The sequence below is a fragment of the Chitinophaga polysaccharea genome (genome assembly GCF_007829335.1).
Taxonomy (GTDB): domain Bacteria; phylum Bacteroidota; class Bacteroidia; order Chitinophagales; family Chitinophagaceae; genus Chitinophaga; species Chitinophaga polysaccharea_B.
The window spans coordinates 874,040-891,846 of sequence record NZ_VIWO01000001.1 but is presented as its reverse complement, the minus strand read 5'-3'; the positions used below and the strand labels follow the sequence as shown (position 1 = coordinate 891,846).

Sequence of the window (17,807 nt, the reverse complement as noted above, 5' to 3'; positions counted from 1 at the left end):
AAAAGCGAAAGACTGAAGCAGGTAGCTTCAGTCTTTCGCTTTTATAATGTTAGCTGTTATTACAGTCCACTCAGAGCAATACCGATAGAGTACGGCCTAATGTCCAGGTTATTGGCAGCATTGTCTTTTAATAATGGATTCAGCGAGTAGGCGCCAAATAACGCGAAGTTGCCGTAACCCACACGGGCAGTAGCAGCAAAACGCCATGGATTAAAGAACCCTTTGTTGGATACCTTGTCAAATTCCTTATTACCATTAGCCCCGGTATATTTCACCTTAGTATGCGCATCTACCAGTGCGCCTACTTTTACACCAATAGCCGCTTTAAAGCCTTTATTGGCATTGTCTGGTACACTACGGTACCGCAATTCAATCGGAATTTCCAGGTAAGTAGTAGCTACTTTATTCTTTTTATAAGAAGAGGATGGGAAGGATGCCACAGAACTGTTATTCTTTCCTATCTCCATATAATGATCTTTCAGATATACGCCGCTGGTGCTGAAACCCAAACCAGCCGCTAAACTCATTTTGGACTTCTTAAACGGGAAATCATACATCAGCGCTATATTAAATCCCCTGTTCAGGCCACTCTTTAAGCTGTCTGGCTTACCAGCCCAGCCATCGTAAGACAACTGAATCATCAAAAAGTCGTTGGAATGGGTAAGCTTATTCACCGCCTTATTCATCGGAGAGCCACCTTCCTGCGCAAAAACTCCAATAGATACAGCTATCAGACCCAGGGTAAAAATTATTTTCTTCATATTATTAATACATACTTAGGAAAAAGAATATTAGGCAAATATAATGGAATGATTGTAACACAATTGGTTAAAATATTGCAAAAACATACTCCATATTATACATTCCCGGCCCGAAAGTTACAGAAAAAGTGATATTGAACCCATATTCTTTTCCTGATCCCCCTTTCATACTGAACAAGATGAATAGCAATATTGGTCCAAAAATTCCTAATTTGAATAATATAATCCATCACCCGGACCATAACCCCTGCCAATGCTTTTAAAGAGTCGTTGAAACACAAAGCATGAAAAAAATTGTCAATCCTGTTCTGGCACTCATTCTTGCAGTGCTCATGGTGCTCATTGGTTTTGTTTACTATGCCTGGGATATGCAAAGAAGATGCAAAAGCACCGCTCAATGGATGGTGCAAACCAACCAGCAAATCGATATGGTCAGAAACATCATCAACCTCGAAGGCAGCTATACCAATAGTATCCGGGACATGCTCCTAACAGATAAAGTGGCCCTTCCTCCCGCAGCCTACACCATTCCCGACAGCATCAGGCATATCCTTTCCAGCCTCCGGGCTATCACCCAAAACGATACATCCTCCTCCCGGATACTGACCGACCTCCACACCCTGCTCCAAGAAAAGTTTAATTATAACCAGCAAATCCTCTACACAGCCACTCAACAGCCCGCCCTGGCCAAACAACTGATCACAGCGCCTAAAAACGCTGATTTTAGAAAAAGTATCCTGGAGCATCTCAACACTTATATGCACATCAACCGGGATAAACTGGTAACCCAGGTGGAAAATAATAATAAGTATACCCGGCTGCTGTTCAGGAATACCATCTTCATCTGCCTGTTCATGCTCATCCTGCTGCTGGGAGAATCCCGCTATATTTACCGCCTCTTCCTCAAACTGAAAATACATACCAACCGCCTCCTTAAAAGAGAACAATCCTTTATGCGCCTGGCGGAAGAAACAGAACTCATTGTATTCAGGGCAACGATAGAGGGTCACTTCACTTCCGTAAGCAAACACGCGGCACAAATCACCGGCTACAACAACTCGGAGCTGATCGGTAAACATTACTCCTTCTTTCTCGACGATGAAACCCATCAGCAACTCGAAGCGCTCTACGTCAACCAAATGCAAACCGGTGACGACTATACGTTCCAGGAATTCGAAATCATCACGAAATCGGGCAACCGAAAATGGGTAGAACAGCTCGCGGCCCTAATCTATGGCCCCGACGGCCGCGTACAGGAGTTTCAATGCATTGTCAGGGATATCGACAAGCGCAAAAGAGATGCCGGCCAAACGGAATATCTCCAGAAACGGCTTGATGCCATCATCGACTACATGCCTTCCATGATGTTCATAAAAGACGCCCCAGGCAAGTACCTCCTGGTCAATACCCGATTTACCGATATCATGGGAATCAATAAAAAAGATATCATCGGCAAAACAGATGATGAACTATCGTACGATTGGGTATCCCGCTATGCTAAGCTGGACGAACAGGTGATGACTACCGGCAACCGGGTAAAACTGGAAGATGAGATTACAGTAGGGGGTAGGAAGTACCATTTCCTGATCACCAAGTTTCCATTGAGAAATGCCGGAGAAGAAATCATCGGTATATGCGGTATAGGACAGGATTTCACCGAAAAGGCCAACTATATCAAAGCAATGGAAGAAGCCAGCAAGGCCTCACAGGAAGCCATCAACGCACAGGAAATGTTCCTGGCTAATATGAGCCACGAAATTCGTACGCCGATGAACGGTATCCTGGGGATGACCAATCTCCTGATACAACAAAATCAACTATCCCCGGCCCAATTCGAATATACCAATGCCATCAAGGCTTCTGCCAATCACTTGCTGGTCATCATTAATGAAATACTGGATTTCTCTAAAATAAAAGCCGGTAAACTTCACCTGCAACGCGAGCCCTTCGATGTATACGAAGTAATAGACAAAGCCCTGTTTCCGCTTAGATTACAGGCCCAACAAAAAGGCTTGTCCTTCTTTGATGAAATAGACAACGTTATCCCTGCCACCTTGCTGGGAGATGGTATCCGCCTCAACCAGATATTGACCAACCTCGTGGAAAATGCCATCAAATTTACCCCCGAGGGAAAAATAACAGTCAAAGTATCACTGGTAAAAGAAAACGAAGATCCGGATGTAGCAAGACTCGGCTTTGAAATAACAGATACCGGTATCGGCATTGCCCCCGAGCAACATGACCTCATCTTTAAAAGCTTCTCCCAAACACATACGGATAATACCCGAAAATACGGTGGTACCGGCCTGGGACTCGCTATCAGTAAAGAATTGATAGAGTTGCAAGACGGCGTTATCCAGGTAACCAGCAATCTCAATGCAGGCGCTACCTTTTATTTTGAGGTACCCTTTACCCGGTACCATGGCGATCTCTCCGAAAAAGAAGAAAAAGACCAGCTATCTCACATTGCCAAACCATTACAGGGTAAAAACATATTGGTGGTAGAAGACAATGAAATTAACCAGCAGGTAGTATTCTATACCCTTCAAGATGCCGGCGCCAGAACGGATGTGGTCAGCAACGGCCGGTCCGCCCTCGAAATGCTCCACTACAAAGTGTACGATTGTATCATCATGGACATACAAATGCCAGGGATAGACGGGTATCAAACCACCAGGGCTATCCGGGAAAAAGGTATACAAACCTGCATCATCGCGATGACCGCCTCCGCACTGAAAGGAGAGCGGGAACGATGTTTGAATGCCGGTATGAATGATTACATCTCCAAACCCTTTGAACGTACCGACCTCTTTCTCAAAATATTGAAGGGGTTAGAAGAACAACTGCCGGAATCTCCTTCTCTCATACAAACCATCCATCATATGCCCGATAATGATACCCCCCTCAATTTCACCGCCGTTTATAACATGATGTCCGGTGAGTCTGAGCACATCAAAATATTGCTGGAAGAACTGCTGTCCAGCATCCCGAAGAAACTTTCAGAAATGAATCAACTGGTGATAGAAAAAAACTGGCAACACCTGTATATGATCGCGCACCAAATGAAGTTCAACCTCAACCTCGCTGGCCTTTTACACGCATCTGATATCGCCTGGGGAATAGAAAGAGATGCCCGGCTGGAAGAAAATGTAGAGACTATTGCTTCCCGGCTGGATGAGTTAATGAAGATATATTATTCAAAAGTACACCTGATCAGGGAGCATATCGATCAATGTTGATCAGGCGCCTCCGGCAAGGTAAAATAAAAACGACTGCCCTTTCCTTCATCACTCTCCACCCCAATAACGCCGCCCTGTGCTTCTATAAACTCTTTAGAGATAGCCAGCCCTAAGCCGCTGCCCTGATGCCCTTTCATACCCGGCACCTGGAAAAAGCGCTCAAAAATCTTGTCCCGGAAGGCAGCAGGAATACCCTTTCCATAATCCTGCACCACGAAGGATACCATCTCTATACCTGTAGGACTCACCACCAGGTCGATAATGGCACCATGTTCGGAATACCGGATAGCATTGGTCAAGAGGTTGACCAATACCCAGGCGGTTTTTTCCACATCTGCCAGTACCCTGGGTAGGTTATCCGGCACTGCGGTATGTATTGCAACCTCCCGCTGGGCCGCCTGCTGCCGCACCGTATCCATGGCGTATTGTACAATGCTCAACGCAGTTACCGGCTGCGGCTGCAGTTGTATATTGCCACTTTCCACCTGCGACAAATCCAGCAACTCACTTACAATCTTTATCATACGCCGGTTGTCCTGTTTCAGGCTATCTACCAACTCCCGTTGCTCTGTACTCAGCGCGCCGGTTCTCTCATCTTCCAATAGCTTAATACTGAAATCAGATGCTGCCAGCGGGGTTTTCAGCTCATGTGAAATGGTAGCGATAAAATGCGTTTTCGCAATATCCTGCTCTTTAAACGTAGTAATGTTGCGGAGTATCACTACATAGCCTATACGTTTTTCTTCATGTTGTATATCGATCGTTTCCCGGGTAAAGAAACATTCTTTTCCGTCTACCACTATTTTAAGCGGGGCGTTTTCGGGAGTATTGATCAAATACCGTAACAGGTCATTTCTTTTAGATACGGCCTCGGCAGCCTGCCCTATTACGTCTTTCTCCGGCATACTGAGCAACTGTAGCGCCTGTGCGTTGGCAAACAGGATGATGTTGTTGTTATCAAACCCGATGGTAGCATCTTTCAGGCTGCTGATCACCGCCTCTGCACGCTGCTTTTCAAACATGATGCGGGCCAGGTTACTATGTTCATATTCGTCCAGCCGCTGCGCCATCACGTTGAAAGCGGTGGCCAGCTCCCCAAATTCATCACCCGATTTGAAATAAAGCCGCTTGCCATACTGTTTATTGGCAATCCCCTTAATACCTTCTGTTAGTTCATGGATGGGATTAGCAATATATCCGGGGAAATTATATACAAACGTAAAGCCCAATAAAAAACAAACACCGCTGATGATAGCGATGTATAAAAGCGCATTGTCGGCCGTTTTCTTCACCAGTTCGTTCTTCCCCACAATAGCGGCCATATTGAGATCCATAATGGTATAGATACTCTTTTTGATGTCACTGATATCTGCGGTAGAATCCTTTCTCAACAACTCAAAAATGCGGCTTACCTCTGCGGTAGCAGCCATTTCCCCTCGTTCGGTAACGTTGGCCTGCTGTTTCCGGAGGTTGGCGGAAAACATTTCCATGGCTGCGGATCGGTGCTGCGGCAAATCTTCCAGCGCTACCAGCATATTTTTGGAGTACTCAAGGGATTCGTAGTTATCCTTCAGGATAAACTTCGCTTTTTCGTTCAGGCGGTTCAGATAGTAGTAGCCCAGAATGCTCACTACCAGCAGCATAATATAGAGGAATAATACCCCCAGCGTAATCTTCGTTTTTAATCTGAACTTACTCATGATAGTATTATAATATCAATGTCGTTGGTAGAAAGCGTTTTCAGTAGCTGGTTAAACAGGTTGGTACGTAGTATAATACGGAAAAGATTGATGTGTGGCTTTCCCATGCAAATGGTCGTCACCCGTTTATCCAGGGCTGTTTTGATAATCGCTTCCGATACATTGGCATTATGCTCCTGTATCACTTCCGCACCCAATTCTGTAGCCAGTTTCAGGTTATTAATGAGATGGCGTTGCGCAGCCAGTGCAATCTTATCCACGCTCTCCCGCGGCGTTTGTACATATAGTACAAACCAGTCTGCATGATAATAAGCAGCCAGCCTCGCCGTTTTGCGGATCACCTTTCTCGCCACTTCATCATTGGTAGAAATACACGCCAGGAAGCTTTCATGCCTCATTTGCAAATTACGTGGAATCTCTGATTCTACCTTTCTTTCTACCTGTGTAGTTACTTCTTTCAGTGCCAGCTCCCGCAGCTGCAAAATTTTATCGGCCTGGAAGAAGTTGCTCAGCGCGCTCTCTACTTTGGAACGGTCGTAGATCTTCCCTTCTTTCAAACGGGTAATCAACTCGTCTGCCGTAAGGTCTATGTTCACCACTTCATTGGCCATCTGCAACACCAGGTCAGGAATCCGCTCCTGTACCTCAATACCGGTAATGGACTTTACTTCCTGGTTAATGCTTTCTATATGCTGTATGTTAACCGCCGACAACACATTAATCCCCGCATTCAGCAAGTCTATCACATCCTGCCAACGCTTTTCATTTTTTGAACCGGGGATATTCGTATGCGCCAGCTCATCTACCACCACCCATTCGGGCGACAGGAGCAGGATGGTAGAAAGATCCATCTCCTCCAGCATTTTACCTTTATAAAACACCGTTCTGCGGGGTATCTGGGGCAACCCCTCCAGCAGGGCGTGCGTTTCCGCACGCCCATGTGTTTCTATATATCCGATCTGGATATTAACACCATTTCTTAACATGGCATGCGCTTCCTGCAACATGCGGTATGTTTTTCCCACACCGGCACTCATGCCGATGTATATCTTAAACTTACCTCTGCCGGCGCGGTTGGCCAGGTTAAGAAAGTGCTGTACCGAGTGTTCTTTATCTGTCATACGATATACTTAGAACCATACTGCCAGCGACGCCGTAATCGCTGTATTGGCATTTTTCATCTGGGTGCCTTTCATAAAGGTCTTGTCTTTACCATCGAATGTTCTTCCTTCCAATCTAAACATGACATGATCCACCGGGGTAAAATCAAGATTAAGGGAGTAGCCGGTGGTCTGAAATCCATTTGCAGTACCGGTGTTGATTACTACGCCATGCTGGTCGTTGTAATGCTCTACACGGCCTGCCATCGCAAATTTGCTGGTAAAAGCATATTTCGCAATCACAACAGGGCTATACCAGCTGTTCAGATCAGAAGACCCTTTGGCTTTCTGTTGTAATCCAAAATCAAATCCGGCAATAACACTTAACTTTTCCGTTATATTAAAGGTACCATAAACATTATTAAAGTAACGCATTTGCCTTACACTATCCGGGAGATCATTTCCTACATAAGTGCTCCAGTTGAGCAGTACTTTGTCACTGGGTTTAAAAGTAATTTGCGTACCAAAAGCAGGAGTTTGATTACCATCTACTCTTTTGATTCTTTGCCATCCATTCAGGTACATCGCGGCAAACGTCCATTTGTCGTTCGGATTCCAGGTTACCTTTACACCGGTTTCATAGTAAGGCGAATTTTCGCCCAGTATGCTCCTCGTAAGGGTGGGACAATCTTTTCCAATAGCGCTTTCAAACCCAATATGCGACGGCATTACACCTGCATCAATCCATACGTTTTTGCCCACACGAACGCCTACATTGGCTTCATATACATACTGCATCAGGGTAGGCTCGGTGGCCAGGTTATATTGCGGATAGGTGCCGGCCATCAATCCCACGTTTGCTCTTATCCGGTCACTGGTATAATTGGCTTTTACCATCGCCAGGTTCAGGTTTAGCTCATTATGCCGGTTAAAGTTGTATAAAAAACCTGGCCGGAGATGATTAGCCGGGTTGTTAAAATCATAGCTGTAATAAGCTTCCGCATATCCTGAAAAGGTTACTTTTCCTTTCTCTTTTTCGGCCGTAGGCGCTTCCTGAGCAAACATAGTAATAGCTGTTGCCAGCAAACCGCCCAGCAATAAAATTTTCTTCATGTAAGTTGACTTTTTAATATAGGCTGATGGTAATAAATCCTGGCAATCCGCAGCTACGGACTGCCAGTCAATGGGTTTCATAGGATATCACAGGTTAAAGGAATAATAGGACTACACCCGGCTTACTTCAAATCGTCGAGTGCTATGTTCAATTTTAACACGTTTACAGTGGCCACACCCAATACTCCTAAAACAGGAGGCTTGGTATTAGCATCTACCAATTGTTTCAGACGGTCGGCTGGAATACCCCTCAGTTTCGCTACCCGCGGTATCTGTACATAGGCCGCTTCCGGCGATAAATGCGGATCGAGTCCGCTGGCAGAAGCTGTTACCAGTTCAGCGGGAATATCTTCTTTCTTTACATCCGGATTATGCGCCATAAAGGTGTCGATCCTGGCCTGTACCGTTTTGAGGTAGTCAGGGTTACCGGCCGATTTATTGGAACCACCGGAACTTGCCGCATTGTAATCCACTGTAGAAGGGCGTGGCTGAAAATATTTATCGTCTGTAAATTTCTGCGCAATGTTCTCATAACCTACCACTCTTCCATTATGCGTTACCGTTACACCATCACCTTTACCAGGGGCCAGTTTAGCAACTGCCGCCAGGAACAGGGGATATAATCCGCCCAGTACAATCACCAGCAACAGTGTCAGTTTTATAGAAGGCCACAAATATTTTTTCATCTCTTTAAATTTTTTCTATTTAGAATTACATGAAAAGGGCAATCACCATATCAATCAGCTTAATGCCAATGAAAGGCGCGATAATACCACCTACGCCATAAATCAGCAGGTTCCTGCGCAGCAAGGCACTGGCGCCAATTGGTTTATAGGCCACCCCTTTTAATGCCAGCGGTATCAGCAATGGGATAATAATGGCATTGAAAATTACCGCACTCAGGATGGCTGTTTCAGGGCTATGCAGTTTCATGATGTTAATACCCTGCAAAGCGGGGATAGAGGCCACAAACAGCGCAGGAACAATGGCAAAATATTTGGCCACGTCGTTGGCGATGGAGAAAGTGGTGAGTGTACCACGCGTCATCAGCAGTTGCTTTCCAATTTCCACGATCTCAATCAGCTTGGTAGGATCATTGTCCAGGTCCACCATATTGCCGGCTTCTTTGGCGGCCTGTGTACCACTGTTCATCGCTACTCCCACATCGGCCTGCGCCAGTGCCGGCGCATCGTTGGTACCATCGCCCATCATGGCTACCAGGCGGCCTTCATTCTGCTCCTTACGGATATAACTCATTTTATCTTCCGGTTTGGCTTCTGCGATGAAGTCATCCACACCGGCTTTGGTAGCAATGTATTTGGCGGTAAGTGGGTTGTCGCCGGTTACCATCACCGTTTTCACCCCCATTCTGCGCAGGCGGTCGAAACGCTCACTGATACCGGGCTTGATAATATCCTGTAATTCTATCACTCCCTGCACTTTACTGTTGAGTGCTACTACCAGTGGAGTACCACCATCCTTCGAAATGGCTTCCACGCGGGAGCGGGTCTCTTCCGGGAAAACAAATCCTTCTTTTTCGGTCAGCCGGCGGATAGCGTCGTAAGCGCCTTTACGGATACGGTTACCATCGGGCAAGTCGATACCACTGCTACGGGTTTCGGCGGTAAATTTTACCAGGCTGGCGCCAGTTACGGTCAATTTGTTTACCACTTCTTTACCTGCCAACTCTACAATTGACTTTCCTTCGGGTGTTTCGTCTGATAAAGAACTCAATGCACAGAGGCGGATAAATTCCTCAGTAGAAATGCCATTGGTAGCATAGAAGTTAGTGGCCTTACGGTTACCAATGGTAATAGTTCCTGTTTTATCAAGCAACAGCACATCAATATCTCCGGCTGTTTCCACCGCTTTACCGGATTTGGTAATTACATTGGCGCGCAAAGCACGGTCCATACCCGCAATACCGATGGCAGATAGTAAACCACCAATGGTAGTAGGAATCAGGCAAACAAACAGTGAAATAAAGGCCGCAATGGTAATAGGTGTTTGCGCATAGTCGGCAAAAGGTTTCAGCGTTACGCACACGATAATAAATATCAGTGTAAAGCTGGCCAGCAGGATCGTTAACGCTATTTCATTCGGCGTTTTCTGGCGGCTGGCGCCCTCTACCAGGGCAATCATTTTATCCAGGAAGGATTCACCGGGTTCGGTGGTGACCCTTACTTTGATATGATCAGACAATACTTTAGTACCACCGACCACACTCGATTTATCGCCACCGGCTTCCCTGATTACCGGCGCACTTTCGCCGGTAATAGCCGATTCATCGATGCTCGCGAGCCCTTGTACAATCTCTCCGTCGGCCGGGATGATGTCGCCGGGGTCACAGGCAAAGATGTCGCCCTTGCGCAGGGTAGAGGAGGATACTATTTTAATTTCATTGGTGAATATTTCACCTATCAATTCTATCTTTTTCGCAGGTGTTTCTTCCCTTGTTTTGCGCAGGCTCTCAGCCTGTGCTTTACCACGTGCTTCTGCAATGGCTTCTGCAAAGTTGGCAAACAATACAGTGAGAAATAGCACCGCAAAGATGGCGATGTTATAAGCTACGCTGCCCTGCTCACGGTTGCCGGTAAAAATGGTATACAAAGCTACGATGGCCATTACCGCGGTACCTATTTCCACGGTGAACATCACCGGGTTTTTAATCATCAATTTCGGATGCAGCTTCACGAAAGACTGCTTCAGGCTCTCCATCACCTGCTCTCTCGGAAACAATTTATTATCATGCTTCATGGTAGTCAGTCATTAAAAAAATTACAGGGAAAAATACTCTGCGATAGGTCCCAATGCCAGGGCTGGGAAATAAGCCAGGGCAGTGAGAATAACAATCACGGCAAATGTCATGGCGCCGAAAGTGAGCGAATCTGTTCTCAGCGTGCCGGCAGATTCAGGCACATACTTCTTGGATGCCATCAGGCCTGCAATTGCCACCGGGCCGATAATCGGCAGGAACCTGCCCAGGATCAGCACAAAGCCGGTAGATACGTTCCAGAATATGTTACCATCGCCCAAACCTTCAAAACCAGAACCATTGTTGGCGTTGGCAGAAGTGTATTCATACAGCATTTCAGAGAAACCGTGATAGCCGGGGTTATTTAGCCAGGCCGACGGTTTCACGGCCCAGTTAATATCCGGGTGGTGCGACAGTACCCAGGAAGATAACGCGGTACCCGCCAGGATCAGGAAGGGAGATAACAACGTAATCAACGCTGCAATCTTTACTTCTCTCGCCTCCAGTTTATGTCCCATAAACTCTGGCGTACGGCCCACCATCAATCCTGATATAAATACTGCTATGATGATGTAGATGTAATAGTTAAGGATACCCACGCCACAACCGCCGTAGAAACAGTTGAGCATCATGCCCAGCAGCTGCATTAAACCTGTGAGTGGCATGGTGCTATCGTGCCAGCCGCATACAGAACCGGTAGATATAATGGTGGTCACGGTACTCCAGTAACCAGTGGCGGCCGGGCCAAACCGCACTTCCTTGCCCTCCATGGCCCCTGTGGCCTGGTGTATACCCATCTTGGCTATTTCCGGGTTGCCGGCCATTTCCTGCTGCATAGATGGGATCAGCAAACAGATCATCCCTATCGTCATGATCCCGAAAATGACGTACGCAAATTTCTTTCGTTGTATAAACATGCCCAGGGCAAATACCATCGCAATAGGAATCACTACCTGTGCTACCATTTCGGTCATCCAGGTAACATAATTGACATTCTCCAGTGGATGGGCGGAGTTGGCGCCAAAGAAACCACCACCATTAGTACCGAGGTGTTTGATGGCTACGAAACCGGCAACAGGTCCGCGGGATACGTTTACGGTATCGCCCTGCATGGTCAGCACCGTATCTTTACCGGCAAAGCTGGCGGGCATACCATTAAATATGAAAATCAGCGCTATCACAATGCTGATAGGCAACAGGATACGGGTAATCGTTTTAAGAAAAATGTCCCAGAAGTTGCCCAGCTGCGTGGTCGTCTTTTCTTTCATCGCCTTAAATACTACTACCAATGCAGCAATACCCGTGGCGGCGCTCACAAATTGCAGGAAGGCCAGTACAAATAACTGTGTAAAGTAGGTAACACCTGCTTCGCCGGAATAGTGTTGCAGGTTACAGTTTACTACGAAACTGATGGCCGTGTTAAACGCCAGATCGGCCGACTGTCCCGGGTTTCCATCTGGGTTCAGCGGCAGTTTATCCTGGAACATCAGCGCAAAAAAGGCATATACAAACCATACTAAATTGATGGTCAGCATGGCTTTCAGATGCTGTTTCCAATTCATTTCTTCATGGGGATTGATGCCCGATATCTTAAAGAACAGGCGCTCCAGTGGCGCCATAAAGTCGGACCAGGTACGCTCGCCCCTGAATATCTTTACGATGTACCTCGCCAGTGGCCAGGCTAATAACAGCGTAATACCGTAGGTGGCTATAACGCCTAAAATTTCTGTTGTCATTTCAATAGTGAGTTAAAAAAGCTTTGCGTATAGGCGTAGGAGTAATCTGTTACTCAGAATTTTTCAGGTTTCAACAGTACATAGATCATGTAGCCGAAAACGAAAAGTGATAAAACAAATAATGCGTTCATAATAATTGTAATTAGATCTTTTCGAAATAGTCTACCGATTTAAAAAACACGGCAAAGCAGGCGATTCCCGCCAGTACCAGGAGAATAGTCATCATCATAAAATGTTGTTTTATATAGCGATTGTTTGTAAATGCTGAATCCTGATGTTCTTCAGTGATAAAGGCAATAATTCCTTATGCTTGCCACAGAGCAGGGGAGATAACGTATACATGAAGGCGCTTTCAATAGCATTGCGCAACGCACTGCTCCCATTATGATATAATACACCTGCCACGGTAAAGCAACGCTTTACCTCGTGTAATTGTTCACTTCTGATCATTCGGCTGGTATAATCCGCAAAAGTGTGGATTACCTTACTAATGGAGCCTCTCACAGGCTCCTGCTGAGCGGCAGGAAATGTTAACCCTGGAATCTGCAAACCTATCAGTTGAGAGATTTTTGAGTCTGGTAGCATATCGATCAATTGTTTTGATACAATTGGGGTAATGCCAGCGGAATGCCAGCGTTGGGGAAGATGCTTTCATTGATACATAAATAATTGAATATCAATTATTTAAAAAACAATAACGGCATTAGAATAAAATGTATTGGTGAGGTAAACCATGCAGAAACGGAAGGGTGTATGCAGAAAATGAAAAAGGGTTTATGAAAATTGGCAGGCACAAAAAAGGGAGATATGCTGTTAAAAACAAATATCTCCCTTCCAGCTGCTTTTAAAATAAGCTATTCTATAGCATTCAGCATTTCATCTACTCTTTCTTTTAAAACAGGAATATCGTTCTCGATAATTTGCCATATCACTTCAGCATCTATCCCAAAATATTCGTGAACGAGAATATGCCTAAGTCCTATAATTTGCCGCCAGGCAACATCGTTGTTATTATCTCTTAGCTCCTGCGTCAGCAAATTGGCAGCTTCTCCAATAATCTCAATTTGCTTTACAGAAGCAAAACGCATCATTGAATTTTCCATGAAATCAGAAAGAGATTTGCCTCCGGCATAGGCTTCTATCTCGCCTATTGCTTCGGCGATGTGCTGTAAGCGCTGCTTATCACCCATCTTACCTTTCATAGATCAACTGCTTATCAGATTCTACAAATGGTAAGATATATTTCGACAACGCTTTTTCTGAAATAAGATCCACCTTTTTATGTAGCTGGTTTTCCAGGTCCTGTTGCATTGTTACAAATCCCAAACCTATATATTTGGAGTAATCCAACTCAACCAAAATATCAATATCGCTTAATTCGTCCGCATCACCTCTCGCCTGAGAACCAAAAATGAAAGCCTTTTTCACAGGTTTATCTGCGAAATAATGCTGAATGATTTGAATCTCTTGTTGCGAAAGTTTCATAAAGCTAATTTAACGCATAATGGCAATACCTCAACATTAACTAAACAAATACAACACATCTTCCTTCGTCAGCTTCTTCACAAAACCGCTGTCATCAGAAATAATCTCTTTCACCAGCGATTTCTTCCTTTCCTGCAGTTGCAATATTTTCTCTTCTACCGTATCCTTACAGATCATGCGGTAAGCAAAGATATTTTTCGTTTGCCCAATACGGTGAGTACGGTCAATCGCTTGCTGCTCTACAGCCGGGTTCCACCAGGGATCCACAATATATACATAGTCAGCTGCGGTGAGGTTCAAACCTACACCACCGGCTTTCAGTGAAATCAGGAATACACGGCATTCATCGTTATGCTGGAAGTTTTGAATGGCCTTTTCACGATCTACGGTGGAGGTGCTACCATCAAAATACTCGTAAGGTATTTTCAGGTGTTGCATCCTATCGCGGATCAATCCAAGCATACCCAGGAATTGGGAGAAAATCAGCACCTTATGGTTGCCGATATTCTCGGAAATTTCACGGGTGAGCTCATGCAGTTTTACTGAGTGATTCGGGTATTGTTCGGTATCGTTCAGGATAGCCGGCGAATCGCAGATCTGCCGCAACTTCATCAACCCTTGCAGGATGGTGAGCTGCGAACGTTCCATACCCTGATCTTCAATAACACCAAGGATCTTGGAGCGATAGGTATTACGGTAAGCATCATAAATATGCCTTTGTTCCGCATCCATTTCGCAGAAGATCACGGTTTCTATTTTTTCCGGCAGGTCTTTCGCCACCTGTTCTTTGGTACGGCGCAGGATAAACGGATAGATCAGCTTACGCAGGTGTTCCTTCCTTTCTTCATCCTGGAACTTGTCGATAGGCGTTGCAAACTCATTGCGGAAGAAGTCTACGCTGCCCAGCATACCCGGGTTGAGGAAGTTCATCTGCGCATAAATATCGAAGGTATTGTTCTGCATCGGCGTACCGCTCAACGCGAGCCTGTTACGGGTTTGCAGCAGTTGCGCTGCCTTGGTCACCTTCGATTGCGGGTTCTTGATTGCCTGCGATTCATCCAGGATCACATAATCGAATTCTATCTTCATGAGCAGCTGGATATCGCTGCGCAAGGTACCGTAGGTAGTGATGATAGCATCGAAATTTACCAGTTCCTCCGCCGATTTGAATCGCGCCGGGCCATGGTGAATATGATGCCGGATATCCGGTGTAAACTTCTTGATTTCATTTTCCCAGTTGTAAATCAGCGTAGTAGGACAAACTATCAACGCCATGGTTTTACCACCGTTCTTGTTCTTATAATATTGCAGGAAGGTAAGCGCCTGGATGGTTTTACCGAGACCCATATCATCTGCCAATATACCACCCCATTTAATGTCGTCGAGGTAGTTGAGCCACTGGAATCCGCTTTCCTGGTAAGGCCGCAATTTGGCCTTTAAATTCTCCGGCAGGGCTATGTTGCGGATTTCATCAAACTGCAACAGCTTGCGCCGCTTTTGTTCCAGCTCCAGCACTACCGCTTCGTCATCTATAAACTCATACAACTCATCAATAACGCTGAAATTGTATTTGCTGAGTTTAAGTCCTTTATCCTTTTCTTCCCCAACTTTAAATAACAGGGAATATTTACGCAGCCATTCTTCCGGCAGCAGCCCCAGGGAGCCGTCTGCCAGCTGAACATAGTTCTGTTTATTGGCCAGCGCATTTTTGATATCCTTAATACTTACTTTCTGATCGCCATACAACACTTCAATCTGGGCGTCGAACCAGTCGATGCCAGAACTGATTTGCAGGTTGGTAACCGGTTTATGCGAGCTGAATTTGAAATTGCGCAGCGAATCAAATCCAAATACCCGCACGTTCATTTCTTTCAGCGCATCGAAAAACAGGAAAAACCAGTTGTTCTTCAATGCTTCTTTTGCCCGCAGGTAGAAATAGTTGTTGTTGTCGTGCTGGGCGAAGTTGGTATGTAAAGTCCGGAGTTTTGCTACAAACTCTTCTTCCGCCGGTTTATTCCGGTGGATAATCACCACCTTATTGCCTTCCTGCACAGTAATCTTGCCTTCGTCATTCCATTCTACTTCCTGGCCGCGATAAGCAAATCCGGGTTGTATAATAAATGTTTCTCCCAGCTCTTTCAGGAATACGCGGGGTTCTGGGGCAATATCCTTTACCTCTGCCAGCAAGCCTTTATCGAACTGGATATCATACTGCCGGCTCAGTGGCAACAAGTAGTCTTTCAGGTAGGTAGGCCATTCATTGTTGGCGATGCGCAACTGACCATTTTGTTTGAAAAGCTCTACGTGCAGGGCATCCTGCGGACTTTCAAACAAATAAATCACCTGTTTATGCAGGAACAAAAGCGGGCTATCCCATTGGTTATCAGCTACATTTATTAGCTCGCCCTCAATACTCACGTAACAGTTTACCGTAACGTGGGTATCGCCGGTAGTGGTTTTGATCACCAGTTTCAGGCGATCGGCGCCGATTTGCAGTTGTTGCAGGCTCTTTGTTTTAAAGGCCTGCCGGTTGGGCAATTCGAATACCAGTCCATGCTCTGCCAGCTGTGGGAACAGTTTGGCCAGCTTAGGGTGCAGGTATTCCAGCATCAACTCTTTCGTTTCGGTGGGCAATTCTTCCGCATTTTCATGCGTAATATTTTCCCAGATGCCGGCAAACGGGGAGTTTTTGCTGAGGAATTTACTCACTTCGCTGCCCTGTAATTTTCGTATAGGCGCTATGAGTTCCCTGTCTTTTTCCTTGTATTGGTAAAAGTCAACGTATTTAGTGAGATCCAGTTTGCTGGCGAGCGATACAAAGGCGGTTTGCTCTTCGTTGATTTCGCCGCTTACCAGGTCTATTTTAAAGTAGGGGTACAGCGTTTCATTGGCGTTGAAAACGGTGGCCAGTCGCTGTGAAATGGTAATGGTTTCCTCCGGTGGTGGGGGAGCCGTTACCGGCTGCCGGCCGGCAGTGGCGCCATCTACCCGCTTGATGGTAGGGTCCAGCACTCTTAAGAACGGCTTGCCATCCATGTAGGAAAAGGCAAATTTCCCTTCCAGGTCGTCCGACAGGGAATAACCGTACAGCGATAATAATTTGTTCTTTTCCTTGTCCCAGTTGCGCAGCGTATCGAAATAAAACGGTCCGTGTTTCTGCAATAATTGCAGGAACAGGGCTGTTTTATGCACACAAAGCGCGTGTTCCGTTTCGTCGCAGGTGCAATGGGTATCAAAAAAGCGTTCTTCGTTTCGCTGAATAATCAGTGGAAATTCTTGTCCATCCAGTGTCAGCACGGCCTCCACCTTTTCATCCTTCGCATGCTTGATCTTGGCCGGATGCTTTTTGGCAATTTCTTCGGCCTCGGCCAGGATGGCGCCGGAGGTAAGCAGTTTGATACTTTTGATATCGATAGATTTCATTTTCACCAGCGTATGCTGCTGGTCAAACTGGGTATCGAAGCTTTCAAAATGGTTCTTGTCCAGCATTTCCTGGAGCTGAAAAAGCGCGGCAGCTTCGTGCCGGCAAATATCGCCCAGGTTATATGGACACTGGCAGCGAATGGACATACCGCTGGTTTCCCCGTATTTATTGATGGAAACACGGTAATAATTGGCGTGTGTGTCGCTCTTTACGCGGAAGGTAGCTGTTTTTAGCACGGGGTCTGCCTCAATGAGTTCAACACCCCCGGTCGAGAAAATACGCTTCCCCCTGCGGATCACTTCATCAGTGCCGTTGTTGTAAACATATTTTAGCAAATGGGGTAGCGACATACTATTCGTTGTTGCCTGCTTTTATTATCAACAAAGGGTTGCTAGATATATCAAAAAAACTTAACAGCTGATAAAAAGGCAATCCACAAAAGTAAGCAGAAAATTCATAATAACCCGCAGTCCGCACATTAAGAACTGATTAAC

The 17,807-nt window shown here is 45.8% G+C and carries 12 protein-coding genes; 1 reads left to right on the top strand and 11 read right to left on the bottom strand.

The window, feature by feature from the left end:
* Positions 1 to 59: 59 nt before the first annotated feature.
* Positions 60 to 761, bottom strand: coding sequence for a porin family protein (locus FHW36_RS03815; RefSeq protein WP_145662472.1), 702 nt, complete (start codon positions 759 to 761; stop codon positions 60 to 62).
* 284 nt (positions 762 to 1,045) lie between these two features.
* Between FHW36_RS03815 and FHW36_RS03810 the strand changes: the two genes are divergently transcribed.
* On the top strand, positions 1,046 to 4,000 hold the full coding sequence (locus tag FHW36_RS03810) for a PAS domain S-box protein (RefSeq protein WP_145662469.1): 2,955 nt from the start codon (positions 1,046 to 1,048) through the stop codon (positions 3,998 to 4,000).
* Here FHW36_RS03810 and FHW36_RS03805 read toward each other — a convergent pair.
* From FHW36_RS03805 to FHW36_RS03755, 10 genes are all read right to left on the bottom strand, one after another.
* Positions 3,991 to 5,700 carry an ATP-binding protein gene (locus tag FHW36_RS03805; protein ID WP_145662466.1) on the bottom strand — a complete coding sequence of 570 codons (1,710 nt, stop codon included), beginning with the start codon at positions 5,698 to 5,700 and terminating at the stop codon, positions 3,991 to 3,993. The two genes, FHW36_RS03810 and FHW36_RS03805, sit on opposite strands and share 10 nt — an antisense overlap.
* Positions 5,697 to 6,821 carry a sensor protein KdpD gene (locus FHW36_RS03800; protein ID WP_145662463.1) on the bottom strand — a complete coding sequence of 375 codons (1,125 nt, stop codon included), beginning with the start codon at positions 6,819 to 6,821 and terminating at the stop codon, positions 5,697 to 5,699. The genes FHW36_RS03805 and FHW36_RS03800 overlap by 4 nt, the downstream gene beginning before the upstream one ends.
* 9 nt (positions 6,822 to 6,830) lie before the next feature.
* On the bottom strand, positions 6,831 to 7,913 hold the full coding sequence (locus FHW36_RS03795; RefSeq protein WP_145662460.1) for a porin: 1,083 nt from the start codon (positions 7,911 to 7,913) through the stop codon (positions 6,831 to 6,833).
* Positions 7,914 to 8,035: 122 nt separating this feature from the next.
* Positions 8,036 to 8,599: a potassium-transporting ATPase subunit KdpC gene (gene kdpC / locus FHW36_RS03790; RefSeq protein ID WP_145662457.1), complete on the bottom strand. Its 564-nt coding sequence runs from the start codon at positions 8,597 to 8,599 to the stop codon at positions 8,036 to 8,038.
* Between the two features lie 25 nt (positions 8,600 to 8,624).
* On the bottom strand, positions 8,625 to 10,670 hold the full coding sequence (gene kdpB, locus FHW36_RS03785; RefSeq protein ID WP_145662454.1) for a potassium-transporting ATPase subunit KdpB: 2,046 nt from the start codon (positions 10,668 to 10,670) through the stop codon (positions 8,625 to 8,627).
* A 21-nt stretch (positions 10,671 to 10,691) separates the two neighbouring features.
* A complete protein-coding gene (kdpA, locus tag FHW36_RS03780) occupies positions 10,692 to 12,404 on the bottom strand; it encodes a potassium-transporting ATPase subunit KdpA (RefSeq protein ID WP_145662451.1) in 1,713 nt (570 codons plus the stop codon).
* 240 nt (positions 12,405 to 12,644) lie between these two features.
* Complete coding sequence (locus FHW36_RS03770; RefSeq protein ID WP_145662448.1) at positions 12,645 to 12,989, bottom strand: DUF7674 family protein; 345 nt, start codon at positions 12,987 to 12,989, stop codon at positions 12,645 to 12,647.
* A 269-nt stretch (positions 12,990 to 13,258) separates the two neighbouring features.
* Positions 13,259 to 13,606, bottom strand: coding sequence for a HepT-like ribonuclease domain-containing protein (locus FHW36_RS03765; RefSeq protein ID WP_145662445.1), 348 nt, complete (start codon positions 13,604 to 13,606; stop codon positions 13,259 to 13,261).
* The gene (locus FHW36_RS03760) at positions 13,596 to 13,889 is read right to left on the bottom strand and encodes a nucleotidyltransferase family protein (RefSeq protein ID WP_145662442.1); all 294 of its coding nucleotides are present in this window, start codon (positions 13,887 to 13,889) and stop codon (positions 13,596 to 13,598) included. The genes FHW36_RS03765 and FHW36_RS03760 overlap by 11 nt, the downstream gene beginning before the upstream one ends.
* Before the next feature lie 36 nt (positions 13,890 to 13,925).
* The gene (locus tag FHW36_RS03755; RefSeq protein ID WP_145662439.1) at positions 13,926 to 17,663 is read right to left on the bottom strand and encodes a DEAD/DEAH box helicase; all 3,738 of its coding nucleotides are present in this window, start codon (positions 17,661 to 17,663) and stop codon (positions 13,926 to 13,928) included.
* Positions 17,664 to 17,807 lie beyond the last annotated feature (144 nt).

Coding starts and splice junctions, on each gene's coding strand:
- FHW36_RS03815 (WP_145662472.1), bottom strand. CDS start 761: ATGAAGAAAATAATTTTTACCCTGGGTCTGATAGCTGTATCTATTGGA.
- FHW36_RS03810 (WP_145662469.1), top strand. CDS start 1,046: ATGAAAAAAATTGTCAATCCTGTTCTGGCACTCATTCTTGCAGTGCTC.
- FHW36_RS03805 (WP_145662466.1), bottom strand. CDS start 5,700: ATGAGTAAGTTCAGATTAAAAACGAAGATTACGCTGGGGGTATTATTC.
- FHW36_RS03800 (WP_145662463.1), bottom strand. CDS start 6,821: ATGACAGATAAAGAACACTCGGTACAGCACTTTCTTAACCTGGCCAAC.
- FHW36_RS03795 (WP_145662460.1), bottom strand. CDS start 7,913: ATGAAGAAAATTTTATTGCTGGGCGGTTTGCTGGCAACAGCTATTACT.
- kdpC (WP_145662457.1), bottom strand. CDS start 8,599: ATGAAAAAATATTTGTGGCCTTCTATAAAACTGACACTGTTGCTGGTG.
- kdpB (WP_145662454.1), bottom strand. CDS start 10,670: ATGAAGCATGATAATAAATTGTTTCCGAGAGAGCAGGTGATGGAGAGC.
- kdpA (WP_145662451.1), bottom strand. CDS start 12,404: ATGACAACAGAAATTTTAGGCGTTATAGCCACCTACGGTATTACGCTG.
- FHW36_RS03770 (WP_145662448.1), bottom strand. CDS start 12,989: ATGCTACCAGACTCAAAAATCTCTCAACTGATAGGTTTGCAGATTCCA.
- FHW36_RS03765 (WP_145662445.1), bottom strand. CDS start 13,606: ATGAAAGGTAAGATGGGTGATAAGCAGCGCTTACAGCACATCGCCGAA.
- FHW36_RS03760 (WP_145662442.1), bottom strand. CDS start 13,889: ATGAAACTTTCGCAACAAGAGATTCAAATCATTCAGCATTATTTCGCA.
- FHW36_RS03755 (WP_145662439.1), bottom strand. CDS start 17,663: ATGTCGCTACCCCATTTGCTAAAATATGTTTACAACAACGGCACTGAT.